Annotated in this window: 15 protein-coding genes; 3 read left to right on the top strand and 12 right to left on the bottom strand. The window is 73.7% G+C overall.

Translation table 11 applies throughout. The annotated features are described in order from the left end of the window. Positions 1-110: 110 nt before the first annotated feature. The 3 genes from ACF061_RS17345 to ACF061_RS17355 form a co-directional block, all read right to left on the bottom strand. The gene (locus ACF061_RS17345) at positions 111-3,797 is read right to left on the bottom strand and encodes an AAA family ATPase (RefSeq protein WP_392267721.1); all 3,687 of its coding nucleotides are present in this window, start codon (positions 3,795-3,797) and stop codon (positions 111-113) included. A gap of 232 nt (positions 3,798-4,029) precedes the next feature. Next, positions 4,030-4,233: a hypothetical protein gene (locus ACF061_RS17350; RefSeq protein WP_392267722.1), complete on the bottom strand. Its 204-nt coding sequence runs from the start codon at positions 4,231-4,233 to the stop codon at positions 4,030-4,032. Between the two features lie 376 nt (positions 4,234-4,609). After that, positions 4,610-4,891: an acylphosphatase gene (locus ACF061_RS17355; RefSeq protein ID WP_392267723.1), complete on the bottom strand. Its 282-nt coding sequence runs from the start codon at positions 4,889-4,891 to the stop codon at positions 4,610-4,612. A gap of 501 nt (positions 4,892-5,392) precedes the next feature. Between ACF061_RS17355 and ACF061_RS17360 the strand changes: the two genes are divergently transcribed. Beyond that, positions 5,393-5,788 carry a winged helix-turn-helix transcriptional regulator gene (locus ACF061_RS17360; RefSeq protein ID WP_392267724.1) on the top strand — a complete coding sequence of 132 codons (396 nt, stop codon included), beginning with the start codon at positions 5,393-5,395 and terminating at the stop codon, positions 5,786-5,788. 36 nt (positions 5,789-5,824) lie between these two features. On the opposite strand, the gene ACF061_RS17365 is transcribed toward ACF061_RS17360, so the two are convergent. The 9 genes from ACF061_RS17365 to recG form a co-directional block, all read right to left on the bottom strand. Next, positions 5,825-5,980: a DUF6924 domain-containing protein gene (locus tag ACF061_RS17365; RefSeq protein ID WP_392267725.1), complete on the bottom strand. Its 156-nt coding sequence runs from the start codon at positions 5,978-5,980 to the stop codon at positions 5,825-5,827. A gap of 6 nt (positions 5,981-5,986) precedes the next feature. Then, on the bottom strand, positions 5,987-6,850 hold the full coding sequence (gene mutM / locus ACF061_RS17370) for a bifunctional DNA-formamidopyrimidine glycosylase/DNA-(apurinic or apyrimidinic site) lyase (RefSeq protein WP_392267726.1): 864 nt from the start codon (positions 6,848-6,850) through the stop codon (positions 5,987-5,989). Between the two features lie 123 nt (positions 6,851-6,973). After that, positions 6,974-7,816, bottom strand: coding sequence for a ribonuclease III (gene rnc, locus ACF061_RS17375; protein WP_392267727.1), 843 nt, complete (start codon positions 7,814-7,816; stop codon positions 6,974-6,976). A 7-nt stretch (positions 7,817-7,823) separates the two neighbouring features. Next, positions 7,824-7,997 (bottom strand): 50S ribosomal protein L32, encoded by a 174-nt coding sequence (gene rpmF, locus ACF061_RS17380; RefSeq protein ID WP_003951102.1) that lies wholly within the window; start codon positions 7,995-7,997, stop codon positions 7,824-7,826. A 2-nt stretch (positions 7,998-7,999) separates the two neighbouring features. Continuing rightward, complete coding sequence (locus ACF061_RS17385; RefSeq protein WP_392267728.1) at positions 8,000-8,644, bottom strand: YceD family protein; 645 nt, start codon at positions 8,642-8,644, stop codon at positions 8,000-8,002. Between the two features lie 190 nt (positions 8,645-8,834). Next, a complete protein-coding gene (locus ACF061_RS17390; RefSeq protein WP_392267729.1) occupies positions 8,835-9,950 on the bottom strand; it encodes an ATP synthase F0 subunit B in 1,116 nt (371 codons plus the stop codon). 99 nt (positions 9,951-10,049) lie between these two features. Next, positions 10,050-10,529: a pantetheine-phosphate adenylyltransferase gene (gene coaD / locus ACF061_RS17395; protein WP_392267730.1), complete on the bottom strand. Its 480-nt coding sequence runs from the start codon at positions 10,527-10,529 to the stop codon at positions 10,050-10,052. A 26-nt stretch (positions 10,530-10,555) separates the two neighbouring features. Then, positions 10,556-11,143, bottom strand: a complete 588-nt coding sequence (gene rsmD / locus ACF061_RS17400; RefSeq protein ID WP_392267731.1) for a 16S rRNA (guanine(966)-N(2))-methyltransferase RsmD — start codon at positions 11,141-11,143, stop codon at positions 10,556-10,558. A gap of 86 nt (positions 11,144-11,229) precedes the next feature. Continuing rightward, on the bottom strand, positions 11,230-13,455 hold the full coding sequence (gene recG, locus ACF061_RS17405; RefSeq protein WP_392267732.1) for an ATP-dependent DNA helicase RecG: 2,226 nt from the start codon (positions 13,453-13,455) through the stop codon (positions 11,230-11,232). A gap of 169 nt (positions 13,456-13,624) precedes the next feature. Between recG and ACF061_RS17410 the strand changes: the two genes are divergently transcribed. Both ACF061_RS17410 and ACF061_RS17415 read left to right on the top strand, forming a co-directional pair. Beyond that, positions 13,625-15,457 (top strand): HSP90 family protein, encoded by a 1,833-nt coding sequence (locus ACF061_RS17410; RefSeq protein WP_392267733.1) that lies wholly within the window; start codon positions 13,625-13,627, stop codon positions 15,455-15,457. Next, positions 15,454-18,387, top strand: a complete 2,934-nt coding sequence (locus tag ACF061_RS17415; protein ID WP_392267734.1) for a tetratricopeptide repeat protein — start codon at positions 15,454-15,456, stop codon at positions 18,385-18,387. The genes ACF061_RS17410 and ACF061_RS17415 overlap by 4 nt, the downstream gene beginning before the upstream one ends. The last annotated feature ends 2 nt before the right edge of the window (positions 18,388-18,389 follow it).

The following is an 18,389-nucleotide window of genomic DNA, read 5'->3' on the forward strand; positions in this document are numbered from 1 at the left end:
CGTCACAGGCCGGCGTCGCGGGCCCGGCGTCGCGGGCCCGGCGTCGCGGGCCCGGCGTCAGGGGGCCCGGCGTCAGGGGTCCGACGGCATCGCCGGATCAGGTACGAGAACTAGCGCAGGCGCTGGCTGATGACCTTGGACACACCGTCGCCCTGCATGGAGACGCCGTAGAGCGCGTCGGCGACCTCCATGGTGCGCTTCTGGTGCGTGATCACGATCAGCTGGGAGGCCTCCTGCAACTCCTGCATGATCCGGATCAGTCGCTGGAGGTTGGTGTCGTCGAGGGCGGCCTCGACCTCGTCCATGACGTAGAACGGGCTCGGCCGGGCCTTGAAGATCGACACCAGCAGGGCGACGGCGGTCAGCGACCGCTCGCCGCCGGACAGCAGGGACAGCCGCTTGACCTTCTTGCCCGGCGGGCGCGCCTCGACGTCCACGCCCGTGGTGAGCATGTTGTCGGGGTCGGTCAGCACGAGCCGTCCCTCGCCGCCCGGGAAGAGCCGGCCGAAGACGCCCTCGAACTCGCGCGCGGTGTCCCGGTAGGCCTCGGTGAAGACCCGCTCGACACGCTCGTCGACCTCCTTGACGACCTGGAGCAGATCGGCGCGGGTCTTCTTCAGGTCCTCGAGCTGTTCGCTGAGGAACTTGTGGCGCTCCTCCAGCGCCGCGAACTCCTCCAGCGCCAGCGGGTTGACCTTGCCGAGCTGCTGGTAGGCGCGTTCGGCGGCCCTGAGCCGCTTCTCCTGCTCGGCCCGGACGAAGGGCCGGGGCCGGTTGCGGGGGTGGTCCGCTTCCTCGGGCAGCTCCTCGCCCTCGGCGGGGAGCGAGGGCGGCACGGGCTGGTGCGGTCCGTACTCCGCCACCAGACCGGCCGGCTCCACGCCGAGCTCCTCCAGCGCCCTGGTCTCCAGCTGCTCTATGCGCAGCCGCTTCTCGGCGCCGAGCACCTCGCCCCGGTGCACGGAGTCGGTCAGCTTGTCGAGTTCGCCCTTGAGATCGCGTCCTTCGGCGCGGGCGGCGGTCAGCTCACGCTCACGGAGGTCCTTGGCCGCCTCGGCGGCGGCCCGCTCCCGTTCGGCGCGGGCGAGCGAGACCTCGACGTGCGCCAGCAACTGCCGGGCGCCGGAGGCGACGGCCCCGGCGACGGCCGCCTCGTGGCGCAGCCGGGCGCGTCGCTGCTCGGCACGCGCGCGTGCCTCGCGTTCGGCGCGGGCGGCCCGGTCCAGGGAGTCGGCCCGGCCGGCCAGTCCCTTGACCCGTTCCTCGTGCGTTCGGACCTGGAGACGGGCCTCCATCTCGGTCTGCCGGGCGTTGGCCCCGTCGGCGGCCAGTCGGTCGCGCACCGAGGTGTCGGGCTCCTCCTCGATCGGCATCTCCTCGGCGACGGCGAGCCGTTCGGCGAGTTCCGCCACTTCCTGAAGGGCCCGGTCGAGCGCGTCCTGGGCGCGGGCGGCGGCGGCCGTGGAGCGTTCGGCCTCCCCCGCGGCGCCGCGCGCCTGCCCGGCGAGCCGTCCCAGCTGCTGGGCGACCGCGGACTTCTCCCGGTCGGCTGCCCGCCGCCGCTCCCCCAGTTCCTCGACCAGCGTGGCGCACTCCGTGCGGCGCTCCGCGGCCCGCTGCTGGGCGTCCGCCGACTCCTGGCACCGCACGGCGAGTTCCGCCAACTCGGCGGCGGCCTCGTCGACGGAGGCCTGTACCTCCAGCAGACTGGGCGCGCCGGCCGACCCGCCCTGTGCGAAGTGCGCGGCGAGCAGGTCGCCCTCGGCGGTGACGGCGGTGAGGCGGGGGCGCGCACGGACGAGGTCCTCGGCGTCCTCGAGGGTGCCGACGACGACGATGCCGCGCAGCAGTCTGCGCACGGCGGGCATGAGTTCGGCGGGACCGCTGACGAGGTCGGCGGCGAAGGGGTGCCCGCCGCCACCGCTCGCACCGCCGGCGCCGTCGTCCTCACCGGCCGCGTCCGCGCCGGCTCCCCGAGCGGTCACCGCGGCGGTGCGGCCCTCGGCCGGCCCGGGCCGGGCTCCGCCCGGTGCGCCGGCCGGGTCGCCGGCGCCGGCCGCGGGGCCGGAGTCCTCCGGGGCCCCCGCGAGCAGCAGCGCGGCGCGGCCCGCGTCCTGTTTGCGCAGCAGGCGCAGGGCGTCGGCCGCGGCGGCGGGGGTGGCCACGGCCAGCGCGTCGGCGGCCGCGCCGAAGGCCGTGGCGAGGGCGGTCTCGTGGCCTGGGGCGACCGTCAGGAGTTCGGCCGCCGGGCCCAGCAGGCCGGTGAGGCGGTCCGTCGCCTCGAGCAGCGCGCCGGTGCCGTCCTTGCGGCGCAGGCCCAGGGCGAGGGCGTCGTGCCGGGCCCGGGTCGCCGCGCGTTCGCGTTCGGTGGCGGTGGCCGTCTCGCGGGCGGCGGTGAGCGTGGCCTCGGCCTCGGCGAGCGCCGCCCTGGCCGCCTCGTGCCGCTCGGCGAGTTCGTCCTCGCCCGCGTCCAGGCCGTCGACCTCGGCCTTCAGCGCCTCGTACTCCTCCTGGGCGTGCACGGCGCGCTCCCGGGCCTCGTCGCGGGCGGCGGCCAGGCGGTCGATCTCGGCCTGGGCGGAGGCGGCGCGGGAGCGGGCGGCGTTCACCTGGCCGGCCAGCCGGGCCAGGCCCTCGCGGCGGTCGGCGATGGCGCGGGCGGCGTCCTTCAGGCGGCGTTCCTCGGCGGCGAGTTCGCGTTCCAGTTCGGCGCGGTGGGCCGCGGTGTCGTCCAGTGCCCGCTGGGCCGCCTCCAGGGCGGCCTCGAGTTCGGCCTCCTGTTCACGGACGCGGGCGGCCTCGCGCTCCAGGTCCTCGGGCTCGCGGCCGCGCCGTTCCTCGGCGGGGGCGGAGGTGGCGCTCTTCACCCGGGCGTCGGCGAGTGAGACCGTGCCGCGGACGCGTTCGGCGAGCTGGGACAGTTCGTACCAGGTGTGCTGGGCTCGCTGGAGGCGAGGGACGAGCCGGCGTACCTCGTCCTCCAGCAGTGCCTCGCGCTGGAGGGCCTTCCCCAGTTCCCGCTCGGCGGCCTCCTTGCGTTCCTTCAGGGCGGCCTCGTCGGCGATCTCCGCCCTCAGCGCCTCCCGGAGGCGTACGAGGTCGTCGGCGAGGAGGCGCAGGCGGGCGTCGCGCAGGTCGGCCTGGATGACGGCCGCCCGCCGCGCGACCGCCGCCTGCCGGCCCAGCGGTTTGAGCTGGCGGCGCAGTTCGTCGGTGAGGTCCTGGACGCGGGAGAGGTTGGCCTGCATCGAGTCGAGCTTGCGGAGCGCCTTCTCCTTGCGCCTGCGGTGTTTGAGGACGCCCGCCGCCTCCTCGATGAAGGCGCGACGGCCGGCCGGGTCGGCGTGCAGGACGGAGTCGAGCTGCCCCTGGCCGACGATGACGTGCATCTCGCGGCCGATGCCGGAGTCGGACAGCAGTTCCTGGATGTCGAGGAGGCGGCAGGTGTCGCCGTTGATCTGGTACTCGCTGCCGCCGTTGCGGAACATGATCCGCGTGATGGTGACCTCGGTGTACTCGATGGGCAGGGCGCCGTCGGAGTTGTCGATGGTCAGGGACACCTCGGCGCGGCCGAGCGGCGGCCGGCCGGTGGTGCCGGCGAAGATGACGTCCTCCATCTTGCCGCCGCGCAGCGACTTGGCGCCCTGCTCGCCCATGACCCAGCTGAGCGCGTCCACGACGTTGGACTTGCCCGAGCCGTTCGGGCCGACCACGCACGTGATCCCCGGTTCGAACCGGAGCGTGGTCGCCGAGGCGAACGACTTGAACCCGCGCAGGGTCAGGGCCTTGAGGTGCACGCCGTGGGACTCTACCCGCCGCTGTCGCCCCTCTCCACGAACCCTCCTGGCCGCGCGGTTTCACCCGTGAACATGCAGGGCACACCAGATGTTGAAGACAGTGAAAGGATGCGCGGGGGCGATACCGGGGCGGGGTGAAGAAAGAAGGGACGCCGAAGCGTCCCTTGCAACTCTGACAGCTGAGCGGTTGATACGGGCGGCCCAACCACTGTGTCGTTGTGCGATGCAGTGATCAGGTGAGCGCAGGCTCCGCCTGGTGTGCGTCGACACGCTCCATGATCCTGTCGTGAGAAGCGGCAGCCGTCAGCGCCTCGTTCTCCGCCTGGATCCGACCGAGCTCGGATTCCAGGTCCTGGACGCGCTGCTGGAGCCGTCGCATCTCGGCGAGGAGTCGCGGGTCGGAGCCGCCGACGTAACCGAGAAGCGCCTTTGCCATGATGGATGGTCCTCCACACTGAGTGACCGACCGAAGCGGTGTGGGTCGTGAGGGATTCGCACCCGCGGTGCTTGGCACTGTTGAGTTTTGCTGCCGTTCATCCATGCCAAACAGCTAAGGTGCGCGGGCTTTCAGCGTCTCACCAAAAAGTTTGACGGTCAACACGATCACACCCCGTGTCGACGGGCGTCCCGGGGGCGCGCGACCGCAAAAGGTGGCGCTGCGACTCCAGCGGGCCCCTCGGGGCGTGGCGATCATCCTGCCGTGCGGAACCCGCGGCGGCAAGCGTTTCTCCGCGACCACCTGCTCTTTTGCCCTCGGGCGGGCACCGGGGGCGGATTTCCCGGCGGCCGTCCGACGACGGCGCCGGGCCGGCTCAGCGGACGGCGAAGCCCTCGTAGCCCCCGCGCGGTGTGTCCCAGATCTCGGTGACGCCGTCCACACGCCCGGGCGTGTCGGCACCTTGCAGCCAGTCGAGGAGCTTCTGGCAGGCCTCCCGCGTGCCCTCGGCGACGACCTGCACGCGTCCGTCGCCGAGGTTGAGGGCGAAGCCCCTCAGGCCTCCGATCTCCAGCGCCGTGGCCCTCGTGAACCAGCGGAAACCCACGCCCTGGACGTGTCCACGCACCCAGGCGACCAGTCGAACATCCTCGCTCATGACTGCAACCTAACCGGGCGGCGTCCCTCCGGGCACTTCCGCCCCCGACGCCGCGCGACACGGCTCCACCCGAAGAACCTCACATGAAACCCACTCGATCGTGTGAGCAGGGTTGACCACCTCGGCCCAGGGCGCACGCCGGGCGCGGGGTGGGGGGCGGGGCGCGCATCGGCCACGACAAGCAGACCCACGGGCCGCGCGATCCGACGGGCATGGCGCGATCACGCCGCTCTGGTCGCCGCCCCCCATCGCGGAACGATCACGCTTCCGAGCCGGCCGGGAAGGACGCCGGCCCCGTGATCGCCGGCCACCGGCCCCAGCCGCGTCCGGCCTGACCCGTCCGCCCCCCCGACCCGTCCGGCCCGATCCGCCCGGACCGTCCCGAGGCACGCCGGAAGCCGCTCGAAGACGGCCGGCGCCGACGACCGACGGCCCTCATCGCACTAACCCACGGTTAGCGCAATCTGTCGGCCGGTGCTGTGCTCACGTACGCTCATGGCCATGAGCAGCACACAGCAGGGCGCCGCGGAACAGGACCTTCCGTACGACGTGTTCGCCAAGGCCTGCCCCTCGCGCGGCACGCTGGAGCACGTCACGGGGCGCTGGGGCTCGCTCACCGTCGGGGCACTGCACCAGGGCTCGCTCCGTTTCAACGAGCTGCGCCGCCGGGTCGACGGGGTGAGCGAGAAGATGCTGTCCCAGACCCTGCAAGCACTGGAGCGGGACGGTCTGGTGCACCGCGAGGCGCAGCCGACGAACCCGCCGCGCGTGGACTACGAGCTGACCCCGCTGGGCCACGAGGTCGCCGAGCGCCTGCTGGCCCTCATCCACTGCGTCGAGGACCGGATGGACGACGTGCTCGCCTCCCGCGAGCGCTACGACGCCCGACGGGGCTGATCGGCGGCCTCCGCGCGGAGCCCCACGCCGGCCTCCTCACTCGTCGCCGAGACCGCGGTACGTCCCCGACCCGTCGGCGGCGTCCGCGAACTCCGTGAAGTCCATGTCGGCGCTGGACAGGTCGCCGGCGATCTCGGGAACCCACGCGGGCGGCGCCCGGAAGGTCCGGCCGGGTTCGTCGTACAGGCCCACCTGGGATCAGGCGGCGGGCAGCCGTGGGGCCCGCTGGCACCTGGGGCAGTAGTGGCTGGAGCGGTTCATCCAGGGGCGGCGGCGCATCGGGGTGGCGCAGCGGCGGCAGGGCAGGCCCTCGCGGCCGTAGGCGTCGAGGGAGCGGTCGAAGTAGCCGGACTCGCCGTTCACGTTGACGTACAGGCTGTCGAAGCTGGTGCCGCCGACGGCGAGCGCCTCGTTCATCACGTCCCTGACGTGGGTGAGGAGTTCGGCCGTGCGCGGGCGGGTGAAGGTGGCGGTGGGGCGCTCGTAGTGCAGGCGTGCCCGCCACAGCGCCTCGTCCGCGTAGATGTTGCCGACGCCGCTGATCAGCGACTGGTCGAGCAGGGCGCGTTTGATGGTGGTGCGCTTGCGGCGCAGCGCCTGGTGGAAGGCCTCGTCGTCGAAGAGCGGGTCGAGGGGGTCCCGGGCGATGTGCGCGATGACGTCGGGCAGGCCGTCGGAGGTGGTGTCGTGCAGCGAGAGGCCGCCGAAGGTGCGCTGGTCGACGAAGCGGAGTTCGGTGTCCTGCTCGTCGGCGAAGCGGACCCGGATGCGCAGGTGCTTCTCGGTGGCGGCCGCCCGCGGCTGGACCAGCAGCTGGCCGCTCATGCCGAGGTGGGCCAGGATCGCCTCGCCGCTGTCCTCCAGCGGCAGCCACAGGTACTTGCCGCGGCGGGCGGGCGTGCCCAGCCGGTGGCCCAGGAGGCGGTGCGCGAAGTCGTCCGGGCCGGCGAGGTGGCGCCGGACCGCGCGCGGGTGCAGCACCGCCACGTCGGCGACGGTGCGGTGGGCGACCCACCGCTCCAGGCCACGCCGTACGACCTCGACCTCGGGCAACTCGGGCATGACTCTCCCGCACTCACTTCCGCGGCCGCCGACACCTGGACCGCGCTGACACATGAACTGTAGGGGACACGGACCGAGCGCCCGCCCCCGGGTGAGGGGCGGGCGCTCGGGTGGTGCTCCGGTTCAGGCGGAGGCCGGTGCCTCACCGGCGCCGGTGGCGTCCTCGGCCGTCCCGGTGGCCCGGGCCGCCTCGGCACGCTCGTCCGCCGCGGCCTTGATGGCGCGCCACGCGGACTCGGCGGCCTGCTGCTCCGCCTCCTTCTTGCTGCGGCCGGTGCCGGTGCCGTACGAGACGCCTCCGACGCGGGCGGCAGCAGTGAAGGTCTTCTCGTGGTCGGGGCCGGTCTCCGTGACCAGGTACTCGGGGACGCCGAGTGCCTCGATCGCGGTGAGCTCCTGGAGGGACGTCTTCCAGTCCAGGCCGGCTCCGAGGTTGGAGGACTTCTCGATCAGCGGGTCGAACAGGCGGTGCACCAGTTCGGACGCCGCGTCGAGGCCCTGGTCGAGATAGACCGCGCCGATCACCGCTTCCAGGGTGTCGGCGAGGATGGACGCCTTGTCCCGGCCGCCCGTTCCCTCTTCACCGCGGCCGAGCCGGATGAAGGAGCCCAGATCGAGCCCGCGGCCCACTTCCGCCAGCGCACGCGAGTTGACCACCGCGGCCCGCAGCTTGGCCAGTTGGCCTTCGGGCAGGTCGGGGTGGGTGCGGTACAGCGTGTCCGTGACGACGAGGCCGAGGACGGAGTCACCGAGGAACTCCAGCCGCTCGTTCGTCGGCAGACCGCCGTTCTCGTACGCGTAGGAACGGTGGGTCAGCGCGCGCACCAGAAGGGCGGACTCGAGCTTGTAGCCGAGCCGCCCTTCCAGAAGCGTGTGGGACGAGGCCGTGTTGTCCGACTTCTTCCTGGCGGACGGTTCCGCCTTGGCGTCAGCCGCCTTCTTGGCAGTGGACACGGTGCCTCTCACCAGCCGCTCAGACCTCGAGGACCTGGCGCTTGTTGTAGGTGCCACAAGACGGGCACGCGATGTGCTGCTGCTTGGGCTCGTGGCAGCGCTCGCACGCAACCAGGGTGGGGACCGCAGCCTTCCACTGCGACCGGCGGTGGCGCGTGTTGCTGCGCGACATCTTCCGCTTCGGAACAGCCACGGCTACTTCTCCTGCTTCTCGTCGACGCCCGCTTCGGCGCCGCTCATCTCGTCCTTCTCGCCGTCCTTCATGGTGCCGGCGAGTCCCTGCAAAGCCGCCCAACGTATGTCGACGGCGTCGTGGTGGTGGTCCGGGTCGTCCGCGAGCCGGGCTCCGCACTCGGAGCACAGGCCCGGACAGTCTTCCTGGCACACCGGCTGCATCGGCAGTGCGAGCACCACCGCATCGCGCAGCAGAGGTTCGAGGTCGAACATCCCGTCCTCGAGGAAGAGCCTGTCCTCGTCGTCCTCGGCGTCGTCGCCCGGTTCCGCGATCACACGGCCCCGGTCGTCGGCGTCAGGGTACGAGAACATCTCCTGGAAGTCCGCTTCGAGCTCCAGCTCGACCGGCTCCAGACACCTTACGCACTCCCCCTCGGCCTGTGCACGGGCGGTGCCTGTGACGAGCACACCTTCCATGACCGACTCGAGCCGGAGTTCGAGCTCGACCGGGGCGCCTTCCGGCACTCCGATCACTCCCGCGACACCGAGGTCCCGGGGAGCGGTCACCGTGCGGGTCAGGCGCTGCAGCGCACCAGGACGCCGCCCCAGCTCATGTGTGTCGAACACGAGTGGGTTGCGGTGGTCGAGGCGGGCGTTCTGAGCCATTCCTGCTTTCGGTCTCCGAGCTAGGGGGGACGCCGGCCCGGTGGTGTTCCCGGGCAGCGCTGATCACGGACGTATGCGCGACCGAAGGGCCAGGATACTGGACCTTTCGCTCCCGGCCCAATCCGGCCGCCGGCAGCGGGGTCGCGGGCCGGCTCCCGGCGGCGCCGAGGCGCCCGGGGGCAGGTCCGTCCTACAGGCCGCGGCCCTGTTCGTACGCCCGCAGCTGCTCGGCGCTGATCATGCTGGTGTCGAAGAGGCTGGTCTCGTCCAGGGCGTAGCCCTGCTGGGACTGTTGGGGCTGCTGTGACTGCTGCTGGGGCTGTTGCGTCTGCTGCCCCTGGTTCGGGTCGTAGGCGCCCGGCTGCTGGGCGTCGTAGCCCTGGTAGGCGTAGGGGTCGGGCTGCTGGTAGCCGTACGGGTCCTGCCCGTCGCCGTAGCCCGGCTGGTACCCCCCGTAGGGGTCGCTCTGCGCGGGCTGCTGGTAGTCGTAGGCCGGCTGCGGTTCGTACGGCGACTGCTGCGGCAGGGCCGGCGGCTCGGCGGCCGGGGCCGTCCGCGCCGCCCGGGTCACCGGGGCCGACGGGGCGTCCGCGAGGGCGGCGAGGTCGGCGAGGTAGTCGGCGTCGCTGGAGTGCTGGAAGGTGGTGGTGTCGTCGGCGAGGGCGCCGAGGTCGTCGGTGGCGATCCGCCCGTGCAGCTTCTGCCGGCCGCGGCCGACGGCCTCCAGGGTCTTGGCCAGGACCGCCTCGAAGGCGCCCAGCTTGGCGTCGACGTAGGCGTCGGCGTCGCGGCGCAGGGTCTCCGGGTCGTGGCTGCGCTCGGGGGCGTCCTCGTCCTCGTAGCCGTTCTCGTTCAGGCCGGGGCCGGTGCCCAGCAGCTTCTCCCGGCCGCGGCCGACCGAGCCGAGGGTCTTGGTGAGGACCACCTCGAAGTTGGCGAGCTTGGAGTCGACGTAGTCGTCGGCCTCGGCCCGGACCTCCTCGGCCTCCCGGCGGGCCTCGTCGAGGATCCGGTCGGCCTCGGCCTGGGAGCGGCGGGCGACCTCGGTGCCGGAGACCAGCGAGCCGCGCTCGGCGCGCGCCGACTCGATGATCCGCTCGGCCTCGCGCCGGGCCTCCTCGACCATCTGCTCACGGTCGCCGATCAGTTCCTGGGCCTGCGCCAGCGAGCCGGGCAGCGCCTGGCGCACCTCTTCGAGCAGCGCGAGCAGATCGGCGCGGTTGACCACGCACGACGCCGACATGGGCATGGACCGGGCGCCGGAGACCGTGGTCACGATCTCGTCGAGCTTCTTCTGCACGTCCACGGTGTGCTCGCCACTCTCTACCGATGTGCGGGTAACGGACGGGACGACTGTACGGCCATGCGGCGGGCCCGGGACAGCGGGTGACGGCCCGTCAGCGGGTCAGTCCTTCCGCAGCCGCCCGGTGAGGGCTTCGAGGACCTGCGGCGGCACCAGGTGGGCGACGTCGCCGCCCCATGCCGCGACCTCCTTGACCAGGGAGGAGGACAGGAAGCTGTAGGTGGGGTTGGTGGGCACGAAGAGCGTCTCGACGCCGGAGAGGCCGTTGTTCATCTGGGCCATCTGGAGTTCGTAGTCGAAGTCGCTGACGGCGCGCAGCCCCTTGACGATCGCGGGGATGTCGCGCTGCTTGCAGAAGTCGACGAGGAGGCCGTGGAAGGCCTCGACGCGGACGTTGCCGTAGTCGGCGGTGACCTGCCGGATGAGGTCGATCCGCTCCTCGATCTCGAACAGGCCCTTCTTGGACTGGTTGATCATCACCGCCACGTAGACCTCGTCGTACAGGCGGGAGGCGCGGGCAATGATGTCGAGGTGTCCGTTGGTGATCGGGTCGAACGACCCGGGACAGACGGCGCGGCGCACTTGAGATCCCTCGCTCTCCGGTCCGGTCATCGTGCGTCTTCGCACGTAGAGGCGGCGCGACCGTACCAAAACGTTCCCTCGCCGTAGCGACGGGCCCGGATCGCGTCGAAGCCGTCCGGCCAGCCGAATTCACCGCCTCTGGTGCTGCGCTCCACGGTGACGAGGGCTTCCTCCGCGAGCCACCCCTGCGAGCGGAGTGTGAGCAGAATCTCGCGAAGATCGTCGTCGGTGACGGCGTACGGCGGGTCGAGGAAGACGAGGTCGTAGGGTTCGGCCGACGGCGGCGACTGGACGATCTGCTCCGCCCTGCCCGCCCGCACCTCGGCGCCGGGCAGGCCCAGCGACTTGACGTTCTCCCGGACGGTGCGGGCCGCGCGGGCGTCGGCCTCGACGAGCAGGGTGTGTCCGGCGCCGCGGGACAGCGCCTCCAGGCCGACGGCGCCGGAGCCGGCGTACAGGTCGAGGACCCGCTCGCCGTCGAGCGGTCCGCCGAGGAGGGACTGCCAGGTGGAGAACAGGCCCTCGCGCGCCCGGTCGGAGGTGGGCCGGGTCCCGTTGCCCGGGGGTACGGCGAAACGGCGTCCACCGGCCCGGCCGGCGATCACGCGGGTCATGTCCTTGGGTCCTTGTCGATGCGGTGGAAGCGGTCGGTGGGGCGCGGCCGCCGGTGCGGCCCGGCCGCCGGCCGCCTCCCAGTCTGTCAGCCCTTCTCCAGGTACTGCTCCCGCTCCTCGTCCAGCAGGGCGTCCAGGGCCGTGCGCAGCCCCGGCAGGCGCTCCAGGTCCGGGTCGGCGGCCACCACCGCGGCGGCCTCCGCGCGGGCCTCGGCGATGATCTCCTCGTCGTCGATGACGGCGAGCACCCGCAGGCTGGAACGGGCCCCGGACTGGGCCTGGCCGAGGACGTCGCCCTCGCGGCGCTGTTCGAGGTCGATGCGGGACAGCTCGAAGCCGTCGAGGGTGGCCGCCACCGCGTTCAGCCGCTGGCGTGCCGCGCTCGCCTCGGGCATCTCGGTGACCAGCAGGCACAGGCCGGGCGCCGAGCCGCGGCCGACGCGGCCGCGCAGCTGGTGGAGCTGGGAGACGCCGAAGCGGTCGGCGTCGGTGATCACCATCACCGTGGCGTTCGGGACGTTGACGCCGACCTCGATGACCGTGGTGGCGACCAGGACGTCGGTGTCCCCGGCGGCGAAGCGGCGCATGACCGCGTCCTTGTCGTCGGGCGGCATGCGGCCGTGCAGCACTTCCACCCCGAGCCCGTTCAGGGGGCCCTTCGCCAGCTGATCGGCCACGTCGAGCACGGCGAGCGGCGGGCGCTTGTCGGCCGCCTCGCCGGATTCGGGGGACTTCTTCCCGGCGCCCTTCCCCGGGGCGTCCTCCTCGTCGCCGATGCGCGGGCAGACGACGTACGCCTGGTGTCCCTTCGCCACCTCCTCGCGCACCCGCTCCCAGGCCCGGGCGAGGAAGTGCGGCTTGTCGGCGGCCGGGACGACATGGCTGGCGATGGGCGAGCGTCCGGCGGGCAGCTGGTCCAGGACGGAGGTCTCCAGGTCGCCGAAGACGGTCATCGCGACCGTGCGCGGGATCGGAGTGGCGGTCATGACCAGCAGGTGCGGGGGCTGCTTGCCCTTGCCGCGCAGTGCGTCGCGCTGTTCGACGCCGAAGCGGTGCTGCTCGTCGACGACGACCAGTCCGAGGTCGTGGAACTGGACCTTGTCCTCGATCAGCGCGTGCGTGCCGATCACGATGCCCGCCTCGCCGGTGACGAGGTCGAGCAGGGCCTGGCGGCGGGCGGCGGCGCCCATCGACCCGGTGAGCAGCACCACCTTGGTGGCGTCCTCCGCCCCGCCCAGCAGACCCCCCTCGGCCAGCTCCCCCATCATCTCCGTGACCGACCGGTGGTGCTGCTGGGCCAGCACCTCGGTGGGCGCGAGCATCGCGGCCTGTCCGCCGGCGTCCACGACGGCGAGCATGGCGCGCAGGGCCACCAGGGTCTTCCCGCTGCCCACCTCTCCCTGGAGCAGCCGGTGCATCGGGTGCTCGGTCGCCAGGTCGGCGAAGATCTCGCCGGAGACCTTCCGCTGCCCCTCGGTGAGGGTGAAGGGGAGGCGGTCGTCGAAGGCCGCGAGAAGGCCGTCGGGGCGGGGTGCGCGCGCGACGGCGGGCAGTTGCGCGTCGGCGTGCCGGCGCCGGGCCAGGGCGACCTGGAGGACGAACGCCTCGTCCCACTTCAGCCGGGCCTGGGCGTCGGCGACGTCCGCCTTGGTCTGCGGGCGGTGGATCTTGAGCAGGGCCTCGGGGAGCGGGTCCAGGCCGCGGCCGGCCCGCAGCGACTCGGGGAGCGGGTCGACGGCCTCCCGGGCGCTGGGCAGGACGGTCTGGACCGCCTTGGCGATCTTCCAGGACTCCATCTTCGCGGTGGCCGGGTACAGGGGGATGAGGGCGCCGGCCCAGGACTCGACCGTCTCCCCCGCCTCCCCCTGCAACAGCTCGTAGGCCGGGTGGGCCAGCTGGAGCCGCCGGTTGAACACGGAGACCTTGCCCGCGAACATCGCGCGGGTGCCCGGCAGCAGCTCCTTGTGGGGCTTGTGCACGCCGTTGCCGAAGAAGACCAGCTGGAGCCGGCCGCTGCCGTCGGTGATCGTCACCTCCAGGCGCTGGCCCTTGCCCCGGGGGGCCCGGGAGGAGGCGAAGGTGTGCAGGCGGGCGTCGGCGACCTGGGCGACCACCGTGACGTGTTCGTCCATGGGGAGGTCGGCGAGGTGGGTGAGCCGGCCCCGCTCCTCGTACTTGCGCGGATAGTGGTGGAGGAGGTCGCCGACGGTGCGCAGGCCGAGGTGCTCGGCCATCACCTTCGCGGTGGCGGGGCCGAGCACCGACTTCAGCGGCTGTTGCAGTGGTTCTCGCAGTGCGGGCACGCCATCCATTGCACACCACGCCGCCGACATCGCCGTATACGTGCCCGGAAACCCCTGGTCGGCCCGGTCGTCCGGGCCCTAGGATGACGCGCTCCGGACCTTCCTTCGCGGTCCACCGCCCCCGCCGGTGCCGCCCGACCCCGCGCCGCCGCGAAGTCCCACCGGCCGCGCTGCGACGATGGACTCCCAGACCTCACAGTCATCAGCCCAAGGCTTTCCGTCCGCCCACACGTTCCAGGTCGACCTGCGCGGTCTGGTGGACCTGCTCTCGCACCACCTGTACTCCAGTCCCAAGGTCTACCTGCGCGAGCTGCTGCAGAACGCCGTGGACGCCGTCACGGCCCGGCGCGCCACGGAGCCGGACGCCCCCGCCCTGGTGCGGCTGCACGCCGACGGCGGCACCCTGCGCGTGGAGGACACCGGCGTCGGTCTCACCGAGTCCGACGTGCACGAGCTGCTGGCGACCATCGGCCGCAGCTCCAAACGGGCCGAGGGGCTGCAGGAGGCCCGCTCGGACTTCCTCGGCCAGTTCGGCATCGGCCTGCTGGCCTGCTTCGTGGTCGCCGAGCGGATCAGGGTGGTCAGCCGCAGTGCCCGTACCCCGCAGGCGCCGCCGGTGGAGTGGACGGCGCGCGACGACGGCTCGTACACCGTGCGGACCCTGCCGGACGCCGCCCGCCCGGAGCCCGGCACCACCGTGCACCTGACGGCGCGGGCCGGGGCCGGCGAGTGGCTGTCCGAGCAGCGGGTCCTCGCGCTGGCGCGGGACTTCGGCTCGCTGCTGCCCTACGACGTGCGGGTGGGCGAGGAGGCCGTCACCGATCTGCCGGCGCCCTGGGACCGGCTCCACCCCTCGCCCGCCGCCCGCCGGGTCGCGCTGGCCCGGCACTGCCACGGCCTGTTCGGGTTCACCCCGCTGGACTGCGTCGACCTGGACGTGCCGCTGGCCGGGATCCGCGGCGTGGCGTACGTGCTGCCGGCGGCGGTCAGCCCGGCGCAGCGGGCGGGCCACCGGGTGCACCTGAAGGGCATGCTGCTGACCGAGCGGGCCGAACAGCTGCTGCCCGACTGGGCGTTCTTCGTCCGCTGCGTGCTCGACACCGACAGCCTGCGGCCCACCGCCTCGCGCGAGTCGCTGTACGAGGACGAGACGCTGGCGGCCGTACGGGAGGCGCTGGGGGAACGGATCCGGTCCTGGCTGACCTCCCTCGCGGCCGGCGATCCGGAGCGGCTGGCCGCCTTCCTGTCGGTGCACCACCTGGGGGTGAAGTCGCTGGCCCGGCACGACGCGGAGATGCTGCGCACGATGCTGCCGTGGCTGCCGTTCGAGACCACCGACGGACGGCTGTCCCTGGAGGAGTTCGCGCAGCGGCACCCGGTGGTGCACTTCACGCGGACGGTGGAGGAGTACCGGCAGGTCGCGGCGATCGCCTCCGCGCAGGGCATCGGCGTCGTCAACGGCGGCTACACCTACGACAGCGAGCTGGTGGAGGCGCTGCCCTCGGTGCGGCCCGGGACGGCGGTCGCCGAACTGGACGCGGACACCGTGACCGCGCACCTCGACGCCGTCGATCCGGCCGAGGAGCTGGCCCTGTCGGGCTTCCTGGCGGCCGCGCGGGCGAAACTCGACCCGTTGGGCTGCGACGTCGTCCTGCGCGCCTTCCACCCGCTGTCCGTGCCCGCGCTGCACCTGGACGACCGGGCGGCCCGGCACGAGCAGGCCCGCGCCGAGGCCGAGGCGCAGGCCGACGACCTGTGGGCGGGCATCCTCGGCTCGCTGCGGGGCGGCGCGCCGCGCGCGCGGCTGGTCCTCAACCACCTCAACCCGCTGATCCGCCGGATCAGTTCGCTCGGGGACCCGGAGCTGGTCGGCACGGCGACCGAGTCGCTGTACGGGCAGGCGCTGCTGATGGCGCAGCGCCCGCTGCGGCCCGCGGACTCGGCGCTGCTCAACCGCGCTTTCATCGGCCTGCTGGAGTGGGCCACCCACGGGGAGGACGGTCGGCGATGAGTTCGATCACGGATCTCGACTCGCTGCGCCGGGCGATGGCGGAGAACGCCGAGCGGCCGGAGGGACCGGCCCGCAACGCGCACGCGGAACGGCTGCTCGCCGAGGCCGAGCGGCTGGACGTCCCGCTCGCCGTGATCGAGGCGCTCGGGCACCAGCTCAAGGTCTACAACTACAGCTCCGAGAAGGACAGGATGTTCGTCCCCTTCGCGCGGCTGCTGCGCATGTGGGACGAACACCCCGAGGACTTCGACGAGTACGAGGCCCATTCGCTGCACTGGGTCTTCAAGTGGATGTCGGCCGGCATGGTGGACCAGCCGCACGTCCCGCTGGCGTCGATGGAGAAGTGGCTCGGCGAGATGGAGCGCCGCCACCGGCTCGCCGGGTACACCGAACGTGCGGTGCGCGGCGCCGAGTTCAGCGTCGCGGCCCATGTCGGTGACGTGGCGCGGGCGGAGCGGGCGTACGCGGCGTGGCTGGCCGCCGACCGCGACCGGATGGCCGACTGCCACGCGTGCGAGCTGCACGCGCAGGGCTGGTGGCAGGCCGAGAGGGGCCGGGACGCGGCGGCGGTCGAGCTGTGGCGGCCGGTGCTGGAGGGGGAGTTCTCCTGCGCCCACGAGCCGCACACCGTGCTCGCGTCCTCGCTGCTGCCGCTGTTGCGGCTGGGCCGCCCGGAGGAGGCGCGCGCCCACCACCTGCGGGGTCTCCGGCTGGTGCGGCCGATGGAGAGCATGCGTGCCGCGTACGCCGACCACGTGGAGTTCTGCGCGCTGACCGGCAACGAGGCGCGCGGTCTGGAGCTGCTGGCCGAACGCCCGGCGTACTTCACCGACTCCGGGAACCCGCGCAGCCGGCTGGACTTCCTGGCGGTGGTGGCCCTGCTGACGGACCGCCTGGTGGAGCTGGGGCTGGGCGGACAGGCCGTGCCGGGACCGGCGGGGCGCTCCTGGACGGCCGCCGGGCTCGCCGCCCACGCGCGCGGCGAGGTGGAGGCGCTCGCGGCCCGTTTCGACGAGCGCAACGGAACCTCCCACGTCGGCGGGCGGGCACGCGCCCGGATGGCGCGGCGGCCGCTGCTGGACCGGTTGCCGCTGGGGGTGCGCGGGGCGCGGCCGGCGGCCGCCCGGGCCGTGCCCGTGGCGCGGCCCGCCGTCGCGGCGGAGTCCGGGCCCGCCGCCGGCCTGCCGGCGCTGCTGGCCGAGGCGCGGCGGATGTCGGACACGCTGCGGCCGCACGCCGTTCAGGCGTGGGCGGCGGTGGCCCGGGCAGCCGAAGGCGTGGCCGGCGCCGTGCTCACCGACCGGGACCGGGCCGAGATCGCCGATCACGAGGCGATGGACCGGGGTCCGGAGGGCGTCCCGTTGTTCGAGCGGGCCGCCGAGCTGTACGCGGCGGCGGGCGATGCCGGCGAGGCGCTGGCGGCACGCACGCGCGCGGCGTACGTCCGGGCGCTGGCGGGCGACGTGGCCGGGGCGCTGGCGGCGGTCGAGGAGCCGTACGAGCGGGTGCTCGCGCTGTACGCCGAGGAGGGCACCGGTGTGCGGCAGGCGGCGTCCGTGGTGATGGGCCGGGCCCGGATCCTGATGCGGCCGGTCCACGAGGCGGACGGGCCGGTGGCGCCCGGGGTGCTGTCCGCCGCGGAAGGAGCCGCGCGGGAGGTGCTGGCGCTGGTCGAGGGGCGGACGGGGCAGGACGTGCGGCTCGCCGCCCGGGCGGCCGAGGCGCGGGCGATGCTCGCGGAGATCGCCGCGCGCACCGGGGAGCCGGCGGTGGCCGCGGAGTTGTTCGAGCGGGCGGCGGCACAGTACGCGGAGGCGGGGCTGCCGTGGTACGCGGTGGAGTACGAGGCCCGGCTGGCCTCCCTCGCGCACCACCTCGGCGACGCGGCCGGCGCCGAGCGTGCGCTGCGGGCGGCCCTGGAGCACGGGGGCACGTTGCTGGAGGCCACCGGGCGGGCCCGGTTGCACCTCCAGCTGGCCGAGGTGCTCGGCGGTGCGGACCGGGTCCGGGAAGCGGCCGACCACGCGCTGGAGGCGGCGCACTGGGCCGACGAGGCGGGCGAGGGCCCGACGCTCGGCGCCTGGGCGCGGCAGCAGCTCGGCGGGCTGCTGCTGCGGCTGGGGCGGTGGGCGGAGGCCGCCGAGGTGCTGGAGTCGGCGCTGGCGGACCTGTCCGCGCGGACGCACGGCGACGGGGCGGTCGTGCAGACCCAGTGGTGGCTGGGCGACTGCCTGAGCGAGCTCGGGGAGCACCGCGCGGCGGCCGAACGGCGGCTCCAGGCAGCCGGGATCGCCCGGCACTGGCCCGAGCAGCAGGACCACGCGACGCTCGCCCATCTCGCCGCGGAGTCGCTGGGTCAGGCGGGACTGCACGCCGAGGCGGACGCCGCCTACGCTCGCGCGGGCGAGCTGTGGCGCTCGCTGGGCAACGCGCACGGGCTGGTCCGTGCGCTGCGGGCCCGCGCCTGGCTGGCGGCGCGCGAGGAGGCGGGCGGGGAGACGGCGCGGCGGCTGATGACGGCCGCGGTCGAGGAGTGCGAGGCGGCGCTGGACGGCGCGGCCGACGAGCCGGCACGGGCCCGGCTCACCGGTGAACTCGGCCACAGCCACCAGCAGTTCGGCGATCTGCTGGCCCGGTCCGCGCCGGGGGGCACGGCGGGGCCCGCGGTCGAGGAGGCGCTGTCCCGTACGGAACGGGCCGTCACGGTGTTCGCCGGGCTCGGCCCGGACGCCGTGCACGACCGGACCGGCGCGGAACTCGCCGCGGCCTGGCTGGAGGCCGACCTGGGCCGTCCCGCGCGGGCGGCGGCACGCGCGCGGAGCGTGCTGGAGGCCTACCGGGACGCGGACGGCACCGACGAGCTGGTGCCGCTGCGCCGTGCGGAGGCGGAGCGGCTGCTGCGGGCCGCGACCGGGCGGACGGAGCCCTGAAG

The sequence above is a fragment of the Streptomyces sp. NPDC015220 genome (assembly GCF_043079345.1).
In the GTDB taxonomy this organism is placed as follows: domain Bacteria; phylum Actinomycetota; class Actinomycetes; order Streptomycetales; family Streptomycetaceae; genus Streptomyces.

Coding starts and splice junctions, on each gene's coding strand:
- mutM (WP_392267726.1), bottom strand. CDS start 6,850: ATGCCCGAGTTGCCCGAGGTCGAGGTCGTACGGCGTGGCCTGGAGCGG.
- ACF061_RS17385 (WP_392267728.1), bottom strand. CDS start 8,644: ATGGCTCAGAACGCCCGCCTCGACCACCGCAACCCACTCGTGTTCGAC.
- recG (WP_392267732.1), bottom strand. CDS start 13,455: ATGGATGGCGTGCCCGCACTGCGAGAACCACTGCAACAGCCGCTGAAG.
- rsmD (WP_392267731.1), bottom strand. CDS start 11,143: ATGACCCGCGTGATCGCCGGCCGGGCCGGTGGACGCCGTTTCGCCGTA.
- ACF061_RS17355 (WP_392267723.1), bottom strand. CDS start 4,891: ATGAGCGAGGATGTTCGACTGGTCGCCTGGGTGCGTGGACACGTCCAG.
- ACF061_RS17350 (WP_392267722.1), bottom strand. CDS start 4,233: ATGGCAAAGGCGCTTCTCGGTTACGTCGGCGGCTCCGACCCGCGACTC.
- ACF061_RS17410 (WP_392267733.1), top strand. CDS start 13,625: ATGGACTCCCAGACCTCACAGTCATCAGCCCAAGGCTTTCCGTCCGCC.
- ACF061_RS17415 (WP_392267734.1), top strand. CDS start 15,454: ATGAGTTCGATCACGGATCTCGACTCGCTGCGCCGGGCGATGGCGGAG.
- ACF061_RS17360 (WP_392267724.1), top strand. CDS start 5,393: ATGAGCAGCACACAGCAGGGCGCCGCGGAACAGGACCTTCCGTACGAC.